Raw genomic sequence first — 21,438 nt, 5'->3', positions numbered from 1 at the left:
ATCCATGCCTCCCTTCCTGGAAGAAGAAGGCACTATGGGAAACCAGGAGCTCTTCGTCTGCAACCCCGCCCTCAACTCGCACATCCGCTCTCAAGCCCAATCAACACGGGATTCCGAGAGGACCCCGAAATGAGAATCAGGGTCATTCATCTCGCGATTGCTCTTCTCTTTCTGCCGCTGCCGTCTCGGGCGAACTACCTCGGCGATATTCGGATCGACCGAGGCAATCAGGCCTGGCTGGGCCACAATGACAGGATCACCGTCTCATTCAGTTACAAGGTCGACGACCCGGCAGGCGGGCGCATCATGGTCCTGCCCTACACGAACGGCCAAGCCTCCCCAAATCTCGTTTGGTCGGGTTCGCAGCCTGTTCCGCAAGGAGAGGGCTCAGGTGATCGATGGTGCTCCGTAACGAGCGGCGACTGCCACGTCGATCAGATCTTCATCTCCTTGTTCAACCTGGACTGGTCTGAGATGCTTCTCGAACTCTACCTTCCGGTGAACTACCAATTCGGCGCGAAGGGCGTGACTGATCTCTCGTACAGCCACCGATCGCCCTCGTGGATCCAGTACGGAAACTATTTGCTCATCGACCATCATTTCACCACCGACGTGCCGGGATACGTCTTCGCCAGACCGTTTTTCAACGGAACGCTTGTTCCGGGATACGGCGCTTCGGGTGGACACCATGTGACGCCCCCCGGGGGCGCCGTGGATCACTCCTTTCGCTTCAGCTCCGGACCGAAGGAAGTGAATCAGGTCCGCATCTACATGTACAACGAGGGCATGACGGAAGTTCTCTGGGAGTGCTTCGTGCCTGTGGATTATCACTGGGACGCTCACGGCTTGAGCAACTTCACCCTCGATCCCGAGTCGCCGCAGTGGATGTCATATGATGAGCGCGTCACGGGATCCTTCGACTACACAACGAGCGATGCGGGCGGCGTGCGCGTCTTTTGCCTCGGGGCGAGGGACGGAGCAGTCTACTGGCCGAGCATGTACTCCTCAGGCAGCACCCTCTTGCCCCATCCCTCTGGCTCGGGAGACCGTTGGTTCCGCTATGCCGGCGACGTGGACATCAACCAGGCCTGCTTCATGATGACGAACAGCGACCAGTCACAGACCTATCTGACGGTCTTCATCCCTCTGCAGATGACCTACAGGGCTCATTCGGTCAACCGCGTCACCCTCTCCCCGGGCGCGCCGGCGATCCTGGATTTCGAGGAGCGGGTCGACTGCGACTTCCACTATCACACGACCGGCGCGAATGCCGTGCGTGTCTGGCCCCATCCCTACGCGCAAGGAAGTGAGATCGATCACTCTTACGGAGGCAGTCCGCTTTACTCCGCGCCGGACGGATGGGGCTCCAACTACTTCGAGTATGACGGACCGGAGGATGCTCTCGTCGACCAGGTCCAGTTCCGCATGCGCGACTCCACCAATGAGGAGATCCTCGTCGAGGCCTATGTCCCCGCCATGCACTTCTATGGTCACAGAGCCGTTGCGGCCGGCCCGGCCGAGGAGGCTCCGGCGACCACGGTACGTTTCGCCGCCTACCCCAATCCCTTCAATCCGAAGACGACGCTGAACTTCAAGCTGGGCAAGGCCGGACAGGTGCGGCTCGGCGTCTTCGACATCCAGGGGCGCGTGGTGACAATGCTCCGGGACGATCAGTTGATCGCTGGGCCGCATGCCGTCGATTGGAACGGCACGAATGCGAAGGGAGAGCGCGTGTCGAGCGGCGTCTACATAGCGAAGCTCGTGGGAGAGGGCTTCGAGCATTCCCGGAAGCTTATCCTGATGAGATAGCGCGCTGGCCTGAAGTCGAATGCACCCGCGCTGCCTCAGCGGCGCGGGTGTTTCATTGCTCGAAGGAACGCCCGTTTCGGGGCTTCTTCTTTCTCAACGTCGGACGAAGCGGGCATCCATGAAGGGCGCCCAGGTCTCGCCGTCCTTTGAAGCTTCGATCCGGAACCGATACGAGTCGGGGTTCTCGAAGTCGTAGATGTATCGCCCGTGTCCCTGCTCGCTCTGGTTCTGGAAGGTCAGCGTTCCACCGTGCAGGATTCCATACGCGATACCCGGTGTGCCCGGCGACATCGAGTCGAACCAGGTCATGACATAGAGCTTCCGTGCCTTGTCCCACGTATAGACCCCATGGCCCCGGAAGACGACCCGACCGTCCTTCTCTTGCTCGTAGTCGCTGACGACCGCGAATCCGTCGAGGGCCAGGCGCGCATGGATCCGCCCGAGGGCGGTCCCGCCCTTCGGGTCCCATGGAGAAGTATGGAGGGTCTCCTCCCCCTCCCACGAGCCGATCATCCGCTTAAGCTCCTCGTGCTCGGGTCCCGGCTTTGGCATTTCCATGGCTTCCTCACTCTCCCTCTCGGGCTGGATCGTGGCTACTTCACTCACCCTTTCGGGCTGCCTCGTGGTGTTGCAGGAATCGAACCGAATGCCATGAGGGAGCCGTCTGCTGAGCGCAATACCGCTGGGAATCGCCAAGGACGGTCCGGCGCTCTGGCCGATCGAGCCGTCCGGCATTGGGGAGCGGGGTCCTCGGCGACATCAATCTTGAGTCATGTCTTCAGGAGGCGCGGGGCCTACGACTCCGGCAGCTCCTTCATGATCTTGACGAGATGCTTGACGGCCGCGACGCTCTTCTCGAAGTCGGCGCGTTCGGTCTCGGTCAAGTCCAGCTCGATGATCCGCTCGATGCCGTTGGCGCCGACGATGACGGGCACGCCGACGTAGTAGCCGCCCACGCCGTACTCCTTCTCGCAGTAGGCCGCGCAGGGCACCACGCGCTTCTTGTCTTTGACGATCGCTTCGACCATCTGGGCCACGGCTGCGGCCGGCGCGTAGAAGGCGCTTCCGGTCTTGAGGTAGTTGACGATCTCGGAGCCGCCGTGCCGCGTGCGGTCCACGATCTCCTTCAATCTCTCAGGCGGGAGCAGCTTGGTGACGGGAATCCCGCCCACCGAGGAGTGGTCGGGCATGGGGACCATCGTCTCGCCGTGTCCGCCCATCAAGAGCGCATGGACGTCCTCGACGCTGACGCCCAGTTCCAGGGCCAGGAAGGTGCGGAACCGGGCGGTGTCCAGGACGCCGGCCTGACCGAAGACGCGGTGGGTCGGGAAGCCGGTGACCTGCCAGACCCGGTACACCATGGCATCCAGCGGGTTGCTGACCACGATCACGATCGAGTCGGGACTGGTCTCCCGCACTCGCTGGGCGACGGATGCGACGATTCGGGCGTTGGTGCTCAGCAGGTCGTCCCGGCTCATGCCCGGCCTTCGAGCGATTCCGGCCGTGATCACCACGACATCGCTGTCCCGCGTCGCTTCGTAGTCGCTGGTCCCGGAGATGTGGGCGTCGAAGCCAAACACGGGCGATGCTTGCATCAAGTCCAGGGCCTTGCCCTTGGGCATGCCTTCGAGGCTGGGGGTGTCCAAGAGGATGATGTCGCCCAGCTCGAAGACGGCGCACCAATGAGCCGTGGTGGCCCCAACCGCTCCGGCGCCGACAATGGTGATCTTGGCTCTACGAAGCATGGCGATGACTCCTTCTGCGGCCCAACCGATGGATCCAGGTGGCGGGGAGCGGTCTCCCAGGCCGCGAACTGCGGGGGACGCCGCGACCGGCGCCCCCCCTGGCGTGCGTCCTCAGTGCCGGCGTCCGTGGCCGGTCGGCGGCTCGTAGCGGACCGGGAGGTACTCCGGGGACCACATGGCGCGGCGGACGCGCTCCTCGAGTCCGTTCAGCATCTCCGGGTCGGCGTAGCCCTCCTTCACCGCGCGCCGTATCACGGCGCAGGCGACGGAGTGCGAGCAGTCGCGAATGTTCGAGAGCGGCGGGAAGACCGCCGACTCCCGGATGTCGTCATCGGTGACATGCGTGGCGAGGGCCCTGGCCGACTCGAGGAACATCCCGTCGCTGACCTGCGTCGCCTTTGCGACGCAGCAGCCGAGGCCGACGCCCGGAAAGATGAAGGCGTTGTTGCACTGCCCGATCCGGAACTTCACGCCCTCGTGCGTCACGGGCGCGAAGGGGCTGCCCGTCGCCACGATGGCGCGGCCGTCGGACCATCGGACGGCCTGCTCGGCCGTGCACTCAGCCTTCGATGTCGGGTTCGAGAGCGGGAAGACGAGCGGGCGCTCGGCGTTCTTCGCCATCTGTCGGACGATCGGCTCCGTGAAGGTCCCCGGCGTCGCGGAGACGCCGATGAGGATCGTCGGTCGCGCGTGCTTGACGGTCTCCTCGAGCGTGATCCTCGACGGGTCGGCCACCTTCCACGAGGCCAGCTCGGCGCGGTCGCGCGCGTACTCTTTCTTGAAGCCTTCGAGGCCGGGGCGGTCGGAGACGCAGAGGCCCTTCGAGTCGCAGGTCCAGATCCTCCTGCGCGCCTCGTCGATCGCGATCCCTTGCTCGACAAGCTCCGCGACGAAGAGGCCGGCGATGCCGTGCGTCGAGGCGCCGGCGCCGGCGAAGCAAATGCGGTGGTCGCTCATCTTCCCGCCGGTGAGCCGGAGCGCGCCGAAGATCCCTGCAACCGCGACGGCAGCCGTCCCCTGGATGTCGTCGTTGAAGGAGAGAATCTTCTCGCGGAAGCGCTCGAGCTGGATGATCGCGTTCTCCTTGAGGAAGTCCTCCCACTGCAGGAGGACGTTCGGGAACACCCTCTTCACGGCGGCGACGAACCGGTCGATGAAGTCTTGATACTCGGCGCCGCGGACCCGCCTGCGTCGGAGGCCGAAATAGAGCGGGTCAGCGAGGCGCTCCTCGTTGTCCGTCCCGACGTCGAGCGCGATCGGGAGCGTGGAGTACGGGGAGACGCCGGCGCAGAGCGTGTAGAGGCAGAGCTTCCCGATCGGGATGCCCATGCCGCCTGCGCCCTGGTCGCCGAGGCCGAGGATCCGCTCGCCGTCGGTCACGACGATGACGGATGGCTCGGCCGTGTGGTAGTTGCGGAGGATCCGCTCGATCTTGTCCTTCTGGTCGATGGCGATGTAGAGGCCGCGCCCGCGACGGAAGATGTGCGAGAACTGCTGGCACGCTTCCCCGACGACCGGGGTGTAGACGATCGGCATCATCTCGTCGATGTGATCCTGGATGAGTCTGTAGTAGAGGACCTCGTTGCGGTCGTGGAGACCGCCGAGGTAGATGTACTTGTCGAGCGGCGTCTGCTTGCTGCAGTACGACTCGTAGACGCGGGTGAGCTGCTGCTCGATCGTGAAAATGCTGGGCGGGAGGAGGCCGAGGATGTCGAGCTCTTCCCTTTCCTTCGCTGTGAACGCCATCCCCTTGTTCACGAAGGAATCCGTCAGCACGGACTCGCCCTTCCGCGGCACCGAGATGTAGCGCTGCCACGTCGCGGGATCGACTTTGATCGAAAACTCCATTCCTCCTCCTCTCCTCCTCCCCCTCCTCACGGTTCCGGTTCGCGGGCGAGCCCGCCACTCCGGCGCCCGACCATCACGCCCCGAGCGGCGGAGTGCGAGGGCCCCGGCGGGCCGCCTTAGAGGATACAGGGAACCGCGCCTGTCGGCACCTGCGATCTGCCGAGTGGCGGGCGGGCCGCGCCGCGAGAGGGCGGGAAGGCCGAATCGCCGAAGACCGTCGGCCCGCCGGAGAGTCCGGGGCGGCCGCCATCATCGTTGCCGTTCCACCGGTCGCCTGAGAACGTCCCCGCCTTCCTTCCAGGCTGCCGCGGCCGTCAGCGGATCCTGAGAATCTTGCCCGAGTCGCGGACATCCGCCGTCGCTGCTGCCTATCGTCCGGGGGGGAAGGAAAGTGGCGGCTTCTGTGACGGACGTCACTGATCGGCCTCCCGTTGTCGGGGAAACCTGCTCCTGCGATGGAGGCGTTTCGCGGGCAGCTCCGTCCGCGGACCGGTCGCGGCGGGGCTTCGTGGCGCCCGGCAGTCAAACGCAGCCGGTCGTGGATCGTCGTCTGGTTGTAGTTCGCTAGTACGAGGAGACGAAGACGGAAGGCATGGCTGAGGTCCAAGCTTGGGACTGGGAATGTGCCGAGACGCCCACTAGAGAAGCTCCCGCTCCAGCGGATCGAACACGCTCCGATCGACGATCACCTGACGGAGGAAGGCGGAGAGCCTCTCGTTGTCGAGGAGGCTTGCGAGGCCGCGACCTTCCGCCAGCCCCCGGAGCTCGGCTTCGATGTCGCTTTGCCGGAGTCTTCGCCTACGGTTGAAGACCGTCTTCCTCTCCTGGAGCCAGGCCGTGTACCGCCCCAGCGCGGCACGAAGCCTCCCTACCGCAACGGGGCGGTCTTGATAGAGATCGCACATCTGATGAAGGAGGACATGGACCTCATCGTATGTGGGAAGCCGATCACGATAGAGGCGGTGCGGGACCAACGTCGGCAAGGAAGCGCTCCGGAACGCCGAAGCTACCCTCCGGCGGAACCGCCGGGCATAGTCTGACAAGGGCGCTCCCGATGCGCGGTCCTCGGCGTAGAGTTCGGCGTAGCTTCCCGCCAACTCGGGATAGGAGCGGCTCAGGGTTTCGAAGAACACGGCCTTCTGCCGGCCGGGACGCAGAGTGAGCCCGCCCGGCAGGACGAAGTCAACGCCGATCCGTCGCAGCTCGGTCGCGAGCATCGTGAGATCAGACTCGGAATCGGCCAGGAATGGAAGAAGCGGCATCGCGGCGACGCCGATCGGGATTCCCCGCGCCTTGAACTCCGCAAGGGTTGCCAGCCGTTCGTTCACGGGACTCGCTGTCGGCTCGAAGATCTCGCGGAGTCGATCGTCCAAGGTTGTGATCGACATCATCATCAAGACGCCGGCTTTGGCGTTCAGCCTCGTCCATGTGTCGATATCGCGCAGCGCCAATGCGGACTTGGTGAGCAGCGTGACCGGCATCGACCGCCGCTCGAGCACGACGGCGCAGGCCTGCATCAAGAGCTCATCCCGCTCGGGAGGCTGATAGGCGTCGCTGACGCCCGAACCGATGAAGACGATGCCGCGCTCCCTGAGTTTCGCCAGTTCCGTGTCGAGCAGGGCCGGCGCATTGATCCGGACAACGATGTCCTTGTCGAACTCTCCCTCCACGTAGTACCGCTCAGCGCGGCCGTCGCAGTAGAGGCAGCCGTGGGCGCAGGCGTGGTAGGGCGAAAACGAGAACTTCCCGACGAAGAAGGGATCGACCAGATCCCGTCTTCGAAGGATCGTCCGGACCTCGCGGTGGTGTCTGTTGATCTCGGTGATGGATCGTCCCGCCTGCGTCCCGGTCGACGCCCTGTTCGGCCGCTCTATGCAGGAATGGGATACGGCGGCCTCATCCTTGAAGGCCGCCTCGATACTACCAGGAGTGGATGGCGCTCTACAACGAGCCGTCGCCGTCCCGGTCGCGCAGTGATCGCCGGGGAGGGCGGCTCCCTCACCAGAGGGACTGCTGCGCCCCCTCGTCCAAACCGCCGCCGGCCGCGCGCTGGATGACCTGCTCGACAGGATAGACCACGAGGGGCGCGGTCCCGAGCGGCGTCGTGACGGACCGAGTCTCCTTATGTCCACGCGCCTCGCGGCGCAGGCGATCGAGCTTTGAGCGAAGCGCATGCGGATCCCGACTCCCGGTGTAGCCGATCAGAGAGAGATCGGCGCCCACGACGCGGTGGCAGGGGATGATCGGGTAGAGAGGATTCTTCGCCATCACGCCGCCTACGACCCGCGCCTCGGTGCCGGCCGCTGCGGCGATGCCTCCATAGGTCGCGACGAATCCTCGCGGAATCGCCGCTGCGGCCCGGGCGATCGAGACGAGCGGCTCTCGCACGCAGTCGGGGCAGAGCTCAAAGAAAGGCGCCTCCTCCTCTCCGGCCTCGAGGCGGGCGAGCATGCGAACGACCTCGCGCGCGTACGCGGAGCCCTCCCGAACGACTTCGGCCTCCCGGCCGCGAGGCAAAGACCCCCGCACGCATCGAGCCGCGTCCTTGCGATCCTGGCCTGTCGCGGTCGCTACGAGCCGCTCGCCGTGATAGGCGACCCCGAACCATGTTCCCCGCCACTTCTCGATCCAGATGGAGATCACTCCCCCCCCTGTGCTTCCGACGATCCTCATCCGAGTTTGGCGTCGCCAAGAACACCGCTCCCGAATGCGTACCGGTCAGCGCGCCACCGATTACACCGCAGGGAGTCCGAGAAGACCAAACCCATTCTTCAGGGTCAAGGAACCAGGGCAAGGAACCAGGGTGCGGAACCAGATGCTCCCCGCCTCTTGGGGCCACTACCGCCGTGTGGCCGCGTCCAACCGGGCGCGACCATAGTCGATGTGGGTTCTTGGGGAAGCTCCGGACCCGGATCTTGAGCACTTCTCCAGGGGTCAGTAGAATCGCTCGCGGGCAGCCGAAGAGTGACGAGATATACTGTGCTCCGTCATCCGCTTGCATGAGAGCGAGAGCTGTAGGACCTGCGGAGGAGATGCGCTTGGGACGCGGGACCGATCGACAGTACCGCGTGCTGCTGGTGGCGGCGCAGCTTCGTCCCGGCGGCATCGGCAGCTACATTCTGAATCTCGCGGCGGAGCTCGACGCGCGGGGTCACCAGATCGTGATCTTCCTCACGGAATCGCCTGGCGCGTGGTTCAACTTGGCCCTAGCGGGGCGCTACGAGATTCGCCTGGTCGAAGGAATCGAGAAGCGGAGCGGCCGCGCACACGTGCATCTGGTCGCGCAGGAGATGCGCGATCTTGCTCCCGATGTCGTCATCCTGAACCACGCGCGTCACGCGCAGCTCGCACTCGGGCTCCTGCCGTCGGCGACTCATGTCCTGCCCTTTGTTCACGGCGACAACGAGTGGGTTTATCGCCTCGCGCTCACCAATCTCGCAGAGTGCACCATGGTGCTGGCGCCCAGCCCCGTGGTCGCCGCGGGCATCGTGCGGCGTGCACCGCAGGTGCCGCTCGAGCTGATCGCACACGGGGTACCGCTACCGCCGGCGCCCCAAGATCCCGATCCTCGAGACGACGCCGCTCGGTTCGAGCTCCTCTATGTGGGTCGACTGGACGAGGGGAAGGGGGTCGAGCTCTTGCCGGCGATCGCGCGTGGCCTGGCCGGGGCGGGCTTGGACTGTCGGCTACGTGTGGCGGGCGACGGGCCGATGCGAGCGCAGCTTGCCGCGGAGGCTGCGGTGCCTTGCTTCTCGCTCCTAGGCTCGTGTGAACCCCAGGTCGTCACCCGCCTGTTCCAGGAGGCGCATGCTCTCTTGCTTCCTACCGAGTCGGAGGGGCTGCCGCTTGTTCTCCTCGAGGCTCAGGCGGCAGGCTGCATCCCCTTGGCCACGCGCCTCGCGGGGTCGACCCGCCGGGCGGTGCGAGACGGGGAGACCGGCCTCCTCATGCCGACGCGTGAGCCGCGCGCATACATAGACGCGGTCATTAGGCTCGCCCGCAACCGAGCACGGTGGGCAGATCTTTCTCGCGCCGCGCGCGCCTGGGCGAGCGAGGAGTACTCCCAGGCCGCGATGGGGAATCGCTACGAGGCGCTCTTTGCGAAGCTGGGCCGCGGACCCCTGCGGCGCGCTGGCTCCGGTCGGCTCGATCCGAGGCTCCTCGCCCCACGGGACTTCCTGCCCCCGGCACTCCGGCGCGCCTTCGTTCGCCTCCGCGACGGCTGACCGTCGCCGCGCCCGTAGTTCACGCCCAGGGCCTCCGACACGGGGAGGACGACCTTCAGGGGATGACGGGGATCAGCATGCCCTCGCGCAAAGAGGCGCCTCGAGGAGCAGGCGTTCTATCAGTCATGCTTGATCCCACTGCGGCTTCGTGTCACTCTCATCGTCCTGTGCGTCTTCGGGGGATTCGGTCATGGAGCTGTTCAGGCAAACGCTGACCATCATGGTCCTGGGCATGACCCTGGTGTTCCTCTTCCTTCTGGTCGTGATCCAGTTCATGAATCTGACCGCCTATCTGATCCGGCGCTGGCGGGCCGGCCGTCCGGACGCGCCCGAGACAGTCGAGGCCGGGGCCGGCCGAGCGCGCTTGGCAGCCGCCATTGCCGCCGCCATTCACTCTGCGCCCGGCCGGCGCTGATACAGGAGCATCCGTCTATGGCACGTGTCCGGATCACCGACGTGACCCTGCGCGACGCGCACCAGTCGCTGTTTGCCACCCGCATGCTGACGGCCGACATGCTCCCCGCCGCGGCGCAACTTGACGCCGCCGGCTTCTGGTCGCTTGAGACCTGGGGCGGCGCCACCTTCGATTCCTGCATCCGTTTCCTGAACGAAGACCCCTGGGAGCGGATCCGCGCGCTCAAGGCGGCCATGCCGAAGACGCCCATGCAGATGCTGCTGCGCGGCCAGAATCTCCTGGGCTACCGCCACTACGCGGATGATGTCGTCGAGGCCTTTATCGAGCGGGCCGCCGCCAATGGCGTCGATGTCTTCCGCGTATTCGACGCGCTGAACGACGCGCGCAACATGCAGACCGCGTTCAGGGCCGTCAAGAAGGCCGGCCGGCATGCCCAGGCCACCATCAGCTATGCGACCAGCCCCGTCCACACGCTGGAGGCCTACATTGCGCTGGCCCGTGAGCTCGCGCAGATGGGAGCCGAGTCGCTCTGCATCAAGGACATGGCCGGCCTGCTGAAACCTTATGCCGCGAGCGAACTGGTCAAGGCGCTCAGGAGCGCCGTCGACCTGCCGATCCAGATCCATTCGCATGCCACCACCGGCATGTCCGTGGCGACTCTGGTCAAGGCGGTCGAGGCTGGCGCGGCAGGAGTAGACACGGCCATCTCTTCCATGGCCATGGGGACCAGCCACTCGCCCACGGAGACGTTGGTCGAGATCCTGGCGGACACGGAGCACGACACCGGCTTGAATGTGAAGGCCCTGGTCGAATTGGCGGCCTACTTCCGGGAGGTGCGCCAGAAGTACCGGGCGTTCGAGTCCTCGTTCGCCGGCGCCGACACGCGCATCCTGGTCGCGCAGGTTCCAGGGGGCATGCTGTCCAACCTGGAAAGCCAGCTCAAGGAGCACAACGCCCTTGCCAAGCTGGACGCGGTGCTCGCGGAGATTTCTGTTGTACAGAAGGATTTCGGTTATCCGCCCCTGGTCACGCCCACGAGCCAGATCACAGGCACGCAGGCCGTGCTCAATGTCCTCTTCGGCCGGTACGCCCAGCTCAGCAATGAATCAAAGAATCTGCTCGCGGGACAGTACGGCCTGACGCCCGGCAAGCCCAACGAGGCGCTGGTCAAGCGGGCCTTGAAGGAGTTGAACCTGCCGGCCCTGGTCACCTGCCGCCCGGCGGATCTGATCCCGAATGAGCTGGACAAGATCGAGGAGGATCTGAAGCAGAAGCTCGAAGTGACATCGCTGACGCGCGAGGATGTCCTGACCTATGCCATGTTTCCACAGGTTGCCATCGGATTCTTCAAAGGCCGGTCCAAGGGTCCGGTGCGGATCGAGCCGCCGGCCGCGGCCGCTCCCGCCCCGGTCGCCGGCGCCGGATCTTCCGGGCACTTCGCCGTCATGGTGGATGGCGTCGAACACAAGGTCAGCCGGATCGCCGAACCGGACGGCAGCTTGAAACTCAGCGTGGACGGCCAGCCGTTTCATATCCGGGTGAAGCAGACAGATGCCGGAACGCCGGCGGCCGCAGCCGGTGACAACGCCGGCATCGTGACCAAGGTGGAGGCGCCCATGCCCGGCACGATCCTATCCCTGGCCTCGGTTGACGGCGAGGAGGTGGACAAGGATGAGCAGATCTGCGTTATGGAAGCGCTCAAGGTGCAGATAAACATCCTCAGCACCCAAGCGGGCCGGATCACCTACCGGGTGAAGCCGGGCGATGGGGTCAAGGCCGGGGATACAATCGCCGAAATCGCCTGAGGGATCTTGCCCATGCCACACCTCCTTCGATCTGTCGTCCCCTGGTTCTTCCCCTGGCCCGCCATTCGTTGGCAGGCGCCGGCCGCCGTGACGCTGACGATGGCCGTCATGGCGCTGGCGCTGGTTCTGCCGGCGAACGCGGCGGGAACCGCTGAACCTGGCGTCGGCGCCACGTCCGAGCTGAACGCGACGCCGGATCACGCTCCGGCCGGGCAACCGGAGGCCGTTTCGCTTGGCGGGAGCCTGACGAGTGTTGTGCGGTCGACCGGTCTCTGGGACATGACCGCGGGCGGCAACTGGAAGTTCGTCGTCATGGTCGTGGTCGGTTTTGTGCTGCTCTACCTGGGGGTGGTCAAGGGTTTCGAGCCGCTTCTGCTCGTGCCGATCGGGTTTGGGACCATCTTCGTCAATGTCCCCTTGGGTGGCATGGGCGGGCCGCATGGGTTCATGACCCTGATCTTCGATTACGGCATCCGGAACGAGGTGTTGCCCCTGATCGTCTTCATGGGAATCGGCTCGCTCTGCGACTTCGGGCCATTGCTGGCCTACCCGCGCGTGGCCATTCTCGGCGCGGCCGCGCAGTTTGGCGTCTTCGGCACCCTCCTGGGCGTTGCGGCGCTGAATGCCCTGCCGGGGCTTGAGTTCAGCATCAAGCAGGCCTGTTCGATCGCCATCATCGGCGCGGCCGACGGCCCGACTTCCATCATCGTAGCCTCCAAGTTCGCCCCGGAACTGTTGGGGTCCATCGCCGTGGCGGCCTATTCGTACATGGCGTTGGTCCCGGTGATCCAGCCGCCGATCATGAAGCTGCTGACCACGCCGGCGGAACGCCGGATCCGCATGCGCCAAGTCCGCGAGGTCAGCCGTCTGGAAAAGGTCCTGTTCCCGCTGATGCTGGTGGCGCTGTGCGTGCTGCTCCTGCCCACGGCCTTGCCGCTGATGGGCTGCTTCGCCTTTGGCAACTTCATCAAGGAGTCGGGGGCGATCGAGCGTCTGTCGAAGACCCTGCAGAACGAACTGATGAACCTGGCGACGATCTTCCTGGGGCTTGGCGTCGGCATGCAGATGGTGGCCGACAAGTTCCTGCTGCCCTCGACCCTGGGCATCATCCTGCTGGGCCTGCTGGCCTTCACGCTTGGTACGGCCGGCGGCGTGCTCTTCGCCAAGCTGATGAACCTGTTCTGGAAGGGCAATCCGGTCAATCCGCTGATCGGTTCGGCCGGGGTCAGCGCGTTCCCGATGGCGGCGCGCGTGTCGAACAGACAGGGACTGGAAGCGGATCCCCACAACTTCCTGCTGATGCACGCCCTGGGCGCGAACCTGGCCGGGCAGATCGGATCGGTCGTGGCTGCAGGGGTGATCCTGTCGATTTTCCGTTAGGGAGGAAAGTCGACAGCAGAGTGCGTCCGTTAGGCTGCCGAGGAACTCTACCGAACCACAATCACGCGCGCCGTGACGGCACCGCAGATCGACTCGATCTTGAAGAGATAGGTCCCCGAGGGAACCGGTCGGCGTGATGCGTTCCGAGCATCCCACTCGAGATGCTCCACCCCGCCGCGCGCAGATGAAGGAGAAACGAGATCTCGGATACGCCGGCCGTTCACATCCAGGACGACGACGGACCGTATCTGCCTCGCGCGAGCGGCAGGTGCCACGAGGCGACAGGAGCCGGCGGTCGGGTTCGGGACGACACAGAAGATGTCGCGTTGCGCCAGGAGATGATCGACCGCCGCCGTGCCGCAGCCGACCGGCCAGGCTCCGATCTGTCCGCACTGCGGGTTCTGATCGGGGGCGCATGGAGACTGCATGTCCAGAGTCACGTTCCCGCCGGTCAGATCGCAAAAGAGCGGATCTTGGCTGATGTTCCCGTCCACACCGTACTGACCGGCGATGTTCGGAGTCCAGTCTCCTCCAACGTTGCCGTACAGGTCACAGCAGGAAAGCACAACCGGACCTGTTCCCGCTTCAGTGTGAACGGCGCCCCCTCTCAGGCCGAACGCGATGATCGTATGATCCATGGTCAGAGTGGAAGTCCCGCCGTACGCGTCGCAGTCGATGGCGCCGCCACTCCCGGCCAGATTGCCGGCGAATGTGCAGCCCGAGACGGTCGCCGCCGCGCTCGAGAGGTGGATTGCCCCGCCGTACGTGTCCCATCCGTCGTAGGCGCTGTTGTTGAGGAACGTGCAGCTGGTGAACTCGATAGGAGTGGCTGAAGCGTCGACGGCCCCGCCCATGCCTCCATGCACCAGCTGGTTGCCGTCAAACAGGCAGTTCTCGACTATGGCGCGTGTAGCGTGATGGAAGCTGATTCCTCCGCCTCCTTGGTGGGGGGTGTTTCTGACAAAGCTGCAATTCCTGAATGTGGGGGATGCATAGAAGCAGTAGGCGCCTCCTCCTCCACAGGCCTCACACCCCTCGAAGTGGCACCCGAGAACGGTAGCTGAAGCGTTCCACGACCCAAGCCCGCCCCCGGCGGTGGCGGCACAGTTCAAGAACCTCACCCCGCGGATCGTCGGCGCCGCGTTGTCTTCCACAAGGATGCCGCCCCCCATGCAATCGGGGAAGGGCATCCCCTCGTCATGGAACCAACCGTTCTCGATGGTCAGGAGCTCGACCACACTCCCGGGTCCCTCTGCCCAGTCGAAGTGGATCGCCCGATGCGGGTCATTCTCGTCGCCCTGGCAGTCGATGATGCAGGTCTCCGCGTGTCCGCTCTGCGAGCGAAGTGTGATCGGCTTGCCGTAGAAATGGAGATCGCGATTCCCGTCACCGGTGAATCTGCCGTAGGCCAGCTCCACGATGTCGCCCCAATTGGCGGCTGCGATCGCAGCCTGGATGGTCGGGTAGCTGCCGCTGCCGTCGGGGTAGACGACGAGAGTCTCAGCCTCGGGAGTCGCGATGGGGATCGCGGACAGGACGAGTGCCAGGATGCAGACGGAGCGTTTCATGCGCCCTCCTGTGTCAGTCCTGGGGACCTCAAGAATCCCAGCATCGGATTATATGCTGTCCGTTCCGAGAACTCAATCTGGATCCCGCCGCACCCGGTACCCTCCCCGGCTCCAAACAAATCCCCACATCCACGCAATCCCGGCTCCCGAGAACGGCATGAGAACCGCATAGACGGGGAGCGAGTACCGAAACACCGAAAAGAACACAAGGTGGGTTAGCGTGAAGTAGGTGCCCAGCAGAAGCAGGAGCGTGTGGCCCACTCGAGGGGGACGGAATCCGCGAACCCCAAGATACGCCATCAGAATCATCCCGGCATTGAACAACGCGAGAAGGATGCTTGCTCTTGAGGGAGGACGATCGTATCCCAAATTCAACCATAGGCGCGGTATCTTCTTCACCAGGAGCAGCGCATACCTGCCCGGGTGCTCGCGGATCACACGGACCCCATCCGCATAGAACCAGCGATCCCTCTCCATCTCACCCATCCCGCGGGTCGCTTCAATGGCATACTGCGGCGTCTCGGGATCGCCCAGACCGCCGATGGCCCGGCCGCCGGCCGGACCTGTGCCGCCCCAAAAGGTGATCCCCCCCTGGGATACGCCGGGCACGAAACGGCCGAAGACGATCGCGTTGCGGACAATCCAGGGAGAGAGGCACATCGCGACGATGCCGAAGTGAACTGCCAGGCCTCTCCACCATCTTGCGTCTCGTCGCCCCCCCATCGCGACAAACGCAAGAATCGAGGCTGGAAGCAGGTTGGGCCGACTGAGGACCATGATCCCCGTGGCGACGGCGCTGGCAACCAGGTCGCGTCGCGATGGCGCCTTCACATATCGCAGAAAGAGGAGCAGCGAGGCCAGAATCCACACATTGATCCACGTCTCCGTGAGAAGCTGATGGGTGTTGGTGATGAATGGCGGATAGACCGCGTACAGGAACGCCCCGACCGCAGCGATCGTCCTTCTCTTGAAGAGCAAGAGCGCGATGCCATAGACGAGCAGGCAACTCACGCTGTCGAGCAGCGCCTGGACCACGAACGGCGCAATCGAGTCCTGGCCGAAGAGTCTGTAGCAGACGGCGAGGAACAGGACATAGGACGGACCCCGCGTCGCAGTCGGATAGGGGTCTCCGGACGTCGAAGTCCTGCAGTATCCATTCCCAGCCGCGAGATTGGTGGCGATATCGTCGTAGGAGAACTCGTCCCCGGCGAGAACCAGGACCCTTTCAGCAGTGACCCCGACCAGTCGAATCACGGCCGCCACGAGGAGAAGCGCGAGCGGCAGCACCAGCCTCTTGGACCATCCCCCTCGGGGACTCACGGCCGAGCCCCTCCCGCCCCAGCCTCCCAGTCGGCGGTCGGGATCAGCAGGCTGAACATCGTCTCGTCGCCCGCTCATCCCGACCCCCAGGATCTGATCTCCATCTCCACGAAAACCGGCCCGGTCGCAGTTCTAGGATAATCCCCAAAGAACATAGCACACCGGGATCGGCAGTACGTTGGCGCTGTGCGGTGTACTGAGCGACGCCGAGGAGCAGGAAGTGGTTCAGCGCTCCCTCACGAAGAGCGCTCACGAATCGCTCAACGTGCGGGGACGCGTTGGGCGCACCGTACGGGGTCGGCCGTCACTGCGTGACCCTTCCGCGCATCCAACAGGAAGGGCCACCGACCTACACTATCGGTGGCCCCTAGTGTTCCCGAAGAACGTGTCGAACGACGGGAGTTGGTCTAGTTCGCGGCCCTGCGGGTAATGACCAGGACGAGGTCATCCCCCGAAGCGGACCCGGCCAGGAGGTTGCCGTCCGACGTATCGGTCGCTCCGTTCTTGCCTTGGGAGAAGATCACGATTTCTCCACTATAAGCTCCGGCCGGCGGCAGACGAAAACGACACAGGAGCTTGCCCCACCGGGGAAACTCGACGGGAGGAGTCGACCTTGCAGATTCGGCGGTTGGGCGCGGTGGTCATCCTGCGCCCGGAGGACACGGAACTCGGTGCCGACGTGGCCGAGGCCTTCAAGGCGGAGGGGCTCGCTGTCATTCCTCCTCAGGGAGGAATGGTCGCGGTGGATCTGGCCGGGATCGAGTTCATGGACTCATCCGGACTGAGCGCCCTGGTGGCCCTTTTGAAACGGACGCGCCCTGCCGGGAGCCTCGTTCTCTTCGGCGTGGGTCCTGCAGTTCGGGAGATCCTGCGTCTGACGCGGCTGGATGGGGTCTTCCCGGTGTGCGAGAGCGAAGCAGAAGCCCTGAGCTGGTTCTCCCAGGACGACCAGAACGACGCGGAAGGCTCTGCGAGGCGCCAGGCCTGAGCGACCCCGCCGCCCGGCGAGTTCCTCCAGCAACTCGGACGGGTAATCAAAGGCTACCACCCCAGGAATGCGCTATCTTTCCGTCTTCGAGACCATTGCGGGCGGGCTCCGATGAAGAATCGAGACCGGACGCCCCAAACGGAGAGACACGCCATGTTCCGACCGAATCAGTACCGCACCCACCTCTGCGGCGACCTCCGCGTCGCCCACGTCGGCGAGACGATCACGATCGCCGGCTGGGTCCATCGTAAGCGCAACTTCGGGGGCCTCTACTTCCTCGTCCTCCGCGACCATTCCGGGATCGTCCAGGTGGTCATCGGGACGGACGCGCCCTTCCATGGTCTTGCCGCCGACGTCCGCCTGGAGAGCGTCGTCCAGATCCAAGGGATCGTGGCCCACCGCGAGGAAGGCAACGTCAACCCGAACATGGCGACCGGGGAGATCGAGATCCACGCCCAGAGCTTCACGATCCACAGCGTCGCCGAGATCCTCCCCTTCGCCATCGCCGACGACATCGATGCATCCGAGTCGCAGCGACTCGAGCACCGTTTCCTCGACCTCCGCCGCGACCAGCTCCAGCGGAACATGGTGCTGCGCTCCCGCATCATCCAGTCGATCCGGCGACGGATGACGGAGATGGACTTCCTCGAGTTCCAGACTCCTATCCTCACTTCGAGTTCGCCGGAAGGGGCCCGCGACTTCCTCGTCCCGAGCCGCCTCCATCCCGGGAAGTTCTATGCGCTCCCGCAGGCCCCTCAGCAGTTCAAGCAGCTCATCATGGTCTCGGGGTTCCCGCGGTACTTCCAGATCGCGCCGTGCTTCCGCGACGAGGATGCCCGCGCCGACCGCTCACCCGGCGAGTTCTACCAGCTCGATCTGGAGATGTCCTTCGCGGGCCAGGAGGACGTCTTCGCCGTGGTCGAGCGGCTTCTCACCGGAATCTTCCGCGAGTTCTCGGACTGGAGCATCACCGACGCGCCCTTCCCCCGCCTCACCTACCACGAGACCATGCTGCGCTACGGCAGCGACAAGCCCGACCTGCGCTTCGGCTGCGAGATCCAGGACGTCTCCCGGATCTTCGCGGATTCGGAGTTCAGGGCCTTCCGCGGGGCGGTCGAGGAGGGAGGGGTGGTGCGCTGCATCCCGGTGGCGGGAGCCGCCGAGCAGCCGCGCAAGTTCTTTGATGGGATCGACGCCTTCGTCAAAGATCAGGGCGGCAAGGGAGCAGCCTGGCTCGCGTTTCCGGCCGAAGGCGGGGTCAAGGGCTCGATCGCGAAGTTCCTCGGCCCGGACCTCCTCGCCCTTTTAAGAGTCTTGCCCGGCGCAGGCCCCGGCTCCGCGCTCTTCTTCGTTGCCGGCAAGAAGACCGAGGTCGCCGGCCTGGCCGGACGGATCCGCGCCAAGGTCGCCGACGAACTCGACCTCCGCGAGAAGGAGGTCTACCGGTTCTGCTGGATCGTCGACTTCCCCATGTACGAGTGGGACGAGGAGAACCGGAAGATCGAGTTCTCGCACAACCCCTTCTCCATGCCCCAGGGCGGGATGGAGGCCCTGGAGACAGAGGATCCCCTCGCTATTCTCGCCTACCAGTACGACATCGTCTGCAACGGCGTCGAGCTGTCCTCGGGGGCCATCCGGAATCACCGTCCCGACATCATGTACAAGGCGTTCGAGATCGCCGGCTACGGAAACGAGGTCGTCGACCAGAAGTTCGGAGGGATGATCCGCGCGTTCAAGTTTGGAGCCCCGCCCCACGGCGGGATCGCCCCGGGCATAGATCGGATCGTCATGCTTCTCGCCGACGAGCCCAACATCCGCGAGGTCATCATGTTCCCGATGAACCAGCGGGCCGAGGACCTCCTCATGGGCGCTCCGTCCGAGGTGCGTCCGAGGCAGCTCGAGGAGCTGCACATTCGCATCGAGATGCCGAAGACGTAGGTCGCGAGCGGGCCGTTATCCGCCCACCTCGAATCCCAGGCTCAGCACAAACGCGCGCCCCAGAACTGGCGCGTAGATGAGCGCCGCGTCAGGGCGCAGCCGCCCCGTCTCGGGATCGCGGACGTACGGCGACTCGTCCTGCGTCCGGTCGAAGACGTTGTTCACTCCGAACGACGCGCTGAGGCGCCCCCAGCGCTTGCGCACGGCCGCGTCAAAGAGCGCGTAAGGCTCGGCCCGGTCCCTCCCGCGTCCCTCAGGCAGGTGCTGCGGTCCGTAGAGGACCGCGGAGACCTTCGTTGAGAGACCAGCTTCCTTCCAGTCTCGTCCGACCGTGCCGTCGGCCGTGTAGGCGTACTGCAGCTCCACGTCGCGCCAGCCTTCGACCGTCCGATAGCGGACCTCCGATCGCGTGTAGCCGAGCTTCGCGTTCCATCCGTCTTGATGCAGACCCGAGGCTTGGACCTCGAAACCTCGCGAGAACGCATCCGAGGCATTCGACACGAAGATGTCAGATCCTTCTGCATGTTCGATGACCGCCTTGTTCCGGAAGTCGGTGTAGAACAGATTGAGGTCGACGCGTGCCGACCCCCAATCGGACAGCCATCGCCGGGCGAGCGCGGCTGCGACCGCCGCGCTTTCCTCCGCCCGGAGGTCCTCTCCGAGCTGGACGCTGTCGAAGCCCGCCTCGGTCGCGACGTCCAGGCTGAAGAGCGTGACGGGCCGGTACCCCGTTCCGGCGGATAGCCGCAGAGTCGTGCCGGGCGAGATGTCCCACGCCGCGGTCATCCGCGGCGTGAGAATGACGCCATCTTCCTCGTAGCTCTCCGCTCGATTCCCGGCCTGCACGGTCAAGGCCGTCCCCATCTTCCAGCTATGCTGCACGACAAGCGACGGCACGACATAACGAAGATCAGTGGGCGCCAGCAGCCGTAAGTTGTCGTCGTAGTCTTCACCGCTCAGACCCGCCTCGAGAACGGTCGTATGCGGCTCGCTCCAGAACTGCTCGACAGTCAGCATGAAGAGCCCCAGGCGCTGGCGCGCGGCGTACTCCTGGGTGCCGTACCAGGAGTCCTGCTCGTGCCGGACGAGCGCGCCGCGCGCCGACCAGAGCCGGTTTCCGTCGGAAGCTCCACGCCAGCGCAGGGAGATCTCCTGCCGCCGGGTCTGGATCTCGCGCCCGTAGACGGTCGATGACCCGCGATCGCGTGGCGTCCAGCCAACCTCCCCCGCGAAGCGGTCCTCCCAATAGGCGCGGCCCCCGAGACGGAGGGTGCCGCCGCCCGCAGGAGCCTCCGCCGAGGCGCCGACGCTCGTGCGCCAGCTCTCGGGGACATCCGTGACGCCGTCGTCATTGGTATCGATCCGGTCGGGGGTCGCGCCGGCCGAGACGGACAGGCGCATCGGCACGCCTCCCGGATGCGTCGAGGCGCCCAGGTAGAGGCTGCTTTGCCCGTGCTGATCCGACGATGCGCGGATCTCGAGCGCGCCGCCCGCCTCCGGCGCGACCGAGACGAGATTCACTGCCCCCGCGATGGCGCCGCTTCCATATAGGCTCGATCCAGTCCCCTTGACCAACTCCAGCCGCTCGACATCGCCGGCCGCGATCCCGTCCAGGCCATAGAGTGTTCCCAGACCGCTGAAGACCGGCAGGCCGTCGACATTGACCTCCGTGTACGAGGGCTCTAGCCCTTGCATCCCGATGCCGCAGGAGCCGCACATCGCGCAGGGCCGGGTCTTCAAGCCCGTCTGGCCGTCGAGCGCGCTCATCAGGCTGCCGCGGTCTGCGCTCTCCACGAGGTCGCCCCGAGCGATCACCTCGGTGCGGACGATCTCCTTGTCCGTCACGCCCGATCCCGTCCTTTCCCCTTCGACGGAGATCGCATCCAGGAGCACCGGAGCCGAGGAGAGCCGAACGACAACCTCCGGTCCCGGCACGTCCAGGGCCTCGAGCGTCTCGATGGCGGTCTCGAAGCCCATCATGGAGACACGGATCACGTAGGTCCCCGCGGGCAGATCCGCGATGGCGAACCGCCCGGAGGAATCCGCCAGGGCGCCGAGCTGCAAGGCCTCGATCTGAACGATCGCGCGTGGCAGAGATGCCCCGCTCTCATCCAGGACGCGCCCGGTCAGGGTCGCGGCGCGCGCCGACGGCGCGAGAGGCAGCAGGAGCAAGACGAGGGGCCCGAGCAGGCGCGGCCTGATAGATCGAGTAGAATGGGAGATCCACGACATAACCGATCATTATACTCTGTTCGATGGTCCGAGGTCCGCGCAAAGCGGCGCGGGGAGCAGGACCTTGCCGACCGCCATGAGCCACGATAGCGTCTCCTGGATCGGACTTGACGTAATCCACTTTGTGTCAAATAGTTACGGGCCACGATGCCTGGTGGCAAGCC

15 protein-coding genes are annotated in these 21,438 nt (G+C 65.1%); 7 read left to right on the top strand and 8 right to left on the bottom strand.

The features are described 5' to 3' along the window. Positions 1-129 precede the first annotated feature (129 nt). Positions 130-1,809: a T9SS type A sorting domain-containing protein gene (locus tag FJY88_03240; GenBank protein ID MBM3286356.1), complete on the top strand. Its 1,680-nt coding sequence runs from the start codon at positions 130-132 to the stop codon at positions 1,807-1,809. A gap of 93 nt (positions 1,810-1,902) precedes the next feature. On the opposite strand, the gene FJY88_03235 is transcribed toward FJY88_03240, so the two are convergent. The 5 genes from FJY88_03235 to FJY88_03215 form a co-directional block, all read right to left on the bottom strand. After that, a complete protein-coding gene (locus FJY88_03235) occupies positions 1,903-2,544 on the bottom strand; it encodes a DUF1579 domain-containing protein (protein ID MBM3286355.1) in 642 nt (213 codons plus the stop codon). A gap of 59 nt (positions 2,545-2,603) precedes the next feature. After that, positions 2,604-3,554, bottom strand: a complete 951-nt coding sequence (gene mdh / locus FJY88_03230; GenBank protein MBM3286354.1) for a malate dehydrogenase — start codon at positions 3,552-3,554, stop codon at positions 2,604-2,606. Positions 3,555-3,665: 111 nt separating this feature from the next. Beyond that, positions 3,666-5,402 (bottom strand): NAD-dependent malic enzyme, encoded by a 1,737-nt coding sequence (locus FJY88_03225; protein ID MBM3286353.1) that lies wholly within the window; start codon positions 5,400-5,402, stop codon positions 3,666-3,668. 638 nt (positions 5,403-6,040) lie between these two features. After that, on the bottom strand, positions 6,041-7,576 hold the full coding sequence (locus FJY88_03220; protein MBM3286352.1) for a radical SAM protein: 1,536 nt from the start codon (positions 7,574-7,576) through the stop codon (positions 6,041-6,043). Beyond that, positions 7,401-7,853 (bottom strand): MGMT family protein, encoded by a 453-nt coding sequence (locus FJY88_03215; protein ID MBM3286351.1) that lies wholly within the window; start codon positions 7,851-7,853, stop codon positions 7,401-7,403. Before FJY88_03215 ends, FJY88_03220 begins: the two co-directional genes overlap by 176 nt. A gap of 155 nt (positions 7,854-8,008) precedes the next feature. On the opposite strand from FJY88_03215, the gene FJY88_03210 reads away from it, so the two are divergent. From FJY88_03210 to FJY88_03195, 4 genes are all read left to right on the top strand, one after another. Beyond that, positions 8,009-9,628: a glycosyltransferase family 4 protein gene (locus FJY88_03210; protein MBM3286350.1), complete on the top strand. Its 1,620-nt coding sequence runs from the start codon at positions 8,009-8,011 to the stop codon at positions 9,626-9,628. Positions 9,629-9,818: 190 nt separating this feature from the next. After that, positions 9,819-10,043, top strand: coding sequence for a hypothetical protein (locus FJY88_03205; protein MBM3286349.1), 225 nt, complete (start codon positions 9,819-9,821; stop codon positions 10,041-10,043). Between the two features lie 17 nt (positions 10,044-10,060). After that, the gene (gene oadA, locus FJY88_03200; protein ID MBM3286348.1) at positions 10,061-11,848 is read left to right on the top strand and encodes an oxaloacetate decarboxylase subunit alpha; all 1,788 of its coding nucleotides are present in this window, start codon (positions 10,061-10,063) and stop codon (positions 11,846-11,848) included. Positions 11,849-11,956: 108 nt separating this feature from the next. Next, on the top strand, positions 11,957-13,228 hold the full coding sequence (locus tag FJY88_03195) for a sodium ion-translocating decarboxylase subunit beta (protein MBM3286347.1): 1,272 nt from the start codon (positions 11,957-11,959) through the stop codon (positions 13,226-13,228). 47 nt (positions 13,229-13,275) lie between these two features. On the opposite strand, the gene FJY88_03190 is transcribed toward FJY88_03195, so the two are convergent. Both FJY88_03190 and FJY88_03185 read right to left on the bottom strand, forming a co-directional pair. Further along, positions 13,276-14,796, bottom strand: a complete 1,521-nt coding sequence (locus FJY88_03190; GenBank protein ID MBM3286346.1) for a hypothetical protein — start codon at positions 14,794-14,796, stop codon at positions 13,276-13,278. Positions 14,797-14,868: 72 nt separating this feature from the next. Continuing rightward, positions 14,869-16,194: a glycosyltransferase family 39 protein gene (locus FJY88_03185; protein MBM3286345.1), complete on the bottom strand. Its 1,326-nt coding sequence runs from the start codon at positions 16,192-16,194 to the stop codon at positions 14,869-14,871. A 535-nt stretch (positions 16,195-16,729) separates the two neighbouring features. Between FJY88_03185 and FJY88_03180 the strand changes: the two genes are divergently transcribed. Further along, positions 16,730-17,104, top strand: coding sequence for an STAS domain-containing protein (locus tag FJY88_03180; protein MBM3286344.1), 375 nt, complete (start codon positions 16,730-16,732; stop codon positions 17,102-17,104). 153 nt (positions 17,105-17,257) lie between these two features. After that, complete coding sequence (aspS, locus tag FJY88_03175; protein MBM3286343.1) at positions 17,258-19,042, top strand: aspartate--tRNA ligase; 1,785 nt, start codon at positions 17,258-17,260, stop codon at positions 19,040-19,042. A gap of 15 nt (positions 19,043-19,057) precedes the next feature. On the opposite strand, the gene FJY88_03170 is transcribed toward aspS, so the two are convergent. Then, entirely contained in the window at positions 19,058-21,274 is a 2,217-nt protein-coding gene (locus FJY88_03170) for a TonB-dependent receptor (GenBank protein ID MBM3286342.1), read from the bottom strand. Positions 21,275-21,438: the final 164 nt, after the last annotated feature.

It is taken from the genome of Candidatus Eisenbacteria bacterium (genome assembly GCA_016867495.1).
Lineage (GTDB): Bacteria > Eisenbacteria > RBG-16-71-46 > CAIMUX01 > VGJL01 > VGJL01.
This window is presented reverse-complemented; position numbering and strand designations above follow the sequence as displayed.